We start from the raw sequence: 1642 nt of genomic DNA on the forward strand, positions 1-1642 counted from the left end.
CAACGGCGACCGCATCATGCGTATGGAGCAGGTGGTGGACGAACGCAACTCGTCCTATCCCGGCTGGGACGGCTATGCGGTGCGGGTCGCCGAGGGCAAGGCGCTGCTCTGGGCGTCGCTGGAGAAGCACATGGTCGAGAACGAAGAGCGCTACTCGGGCGAGGAGTGGGACGAGTACTGGGACTATGCGGCCGAGGCGGTCGCGTTCGCGCAGCAGCAGCTGGCGGACAACCAGTACTTCAACCACTTCGGCAACGTGATGTCCAAGAACAAGGTCGACTACCAGCTGGCCGACACGTATGAGTACATCACCGAGGGCCGGGCGGAGTACGACCGCTTCGACGGCGTCGCCGCCGGAGCCGTCCATCCGCAGACCGACTTCGGCTACTACACCGACGAGGAGATCGCCGACCTGGGCGTGGACCCAGGTGACTACGAGCAGTTCGTGTTCGCGGATGTCGACAACATGTTCGTCTCCCTGCGCGACGGCGACACCCGCATCTTCGGGTCGCTGTTCGAACGCAACCGCGGCTATGCCGGCAACGGCCGGCTGCACGTGCTGAACGACACGCACGACAACATCGTCCAGATCGAGACGGACGCGGTGCTCGACTCGCAGGACTACTACGCCCGGATCGACAACATCGACGTGGACTTCATGGACGACCAGCAGACCCGGGACGGGACGCTGCCGCAGGCCCTCGCGGGTGAGATCGCGCCGATCGCCTATCAACCCGGCGTCGGCACGGTGAACCGGGATGGCATGGAGCCGGACACGCCGTACTCCGGATACGCCGACTTCCTCACCGCCCGCTACGGCCACTACCTGTTCGCGTTCAACACCACCCGCGACGAGTACGGCAACACGGAGACATATCAGCTGGACGTGCCGTCCGACCACCACGGCGGCACCGTGCGTGATCTGGTCTCCGGCGAGGAACTGCAGGTCAGCGACGGGACGGTCAGCGTCGACCCGGAGACGGCTGTCATTCTGAAGCTCGACGGCACGGCGGACCCAGAGCCCGTCCCGGGCAGCGTCGACTACGTGAGCGCGTTGCCCGGCAGCGGCAAGCAGGCGGTGGTCACCTGGAAAGCGGCGGACGGTGCGTCGTCGTACATCATCAAGCGGGCGACGGACGAGGACGGCCCCTTCGAGGTGGTCGCCACCGGCGTCGAGGGCACGCACTACGCCGACGAGTCGGTGAAGAACGGGCGGACGTACCACTACACCGTCACTGGGGAGAACGACAACGGTTCCGGATGGGCGTCGTACGCGGCCGAGGTGGAGCTGACCGGGCCGGTGTCGCAACCCATGGAGCGCACCGAATGGCGTGACGATCACGTCGGTGACACGCGTGGACGGGCCAGCGCCGCAGGCGAGACCATCACGATCGCCGGTGCGAGCGGCTCTGGCTTCGGCGAGGGCAACGACCACGTCCTGTACGAGCGCGACATCCAGGACTCGTTCCACTTCGTCAACCAGGTCCTGGCCGGCAGCGGCTCGATCAGTGCCCGGATCGACCAGGCGCGTGGCGGCGTGAACGGCGTCATGCTCCGCGACCATCTGGAGGCCGAGAAGGGCCGCTACATCTACCTGGGCTCCGACGACGACGGCGCGCTGGTCGTGCGCAATCGTTCGAGG

General features: G+C 66.5%; 1 pseudogene. It reads left to right on the top strand.

Annotation, left to right across the window (positions count from 1 at the left end):
- Positions 1 to 34: 34 nt before the first annotated feature.
- Positions 35 to 1642, top strand: a pseudogene (locus ELR45_RS36090) (Tat pathway signal protein); the annotation flags it as partial.

It is taken from the genome of Phytoactinopolyspora endophytica, from assembly GCF_004138495.1.
Lineage (GTDB): Bacteria > Actinomycetota > Actinomycetes > Jiangellales > Jiangellaceae > Phytoactinopolyspora > Phytoactinopolyspora endophytica.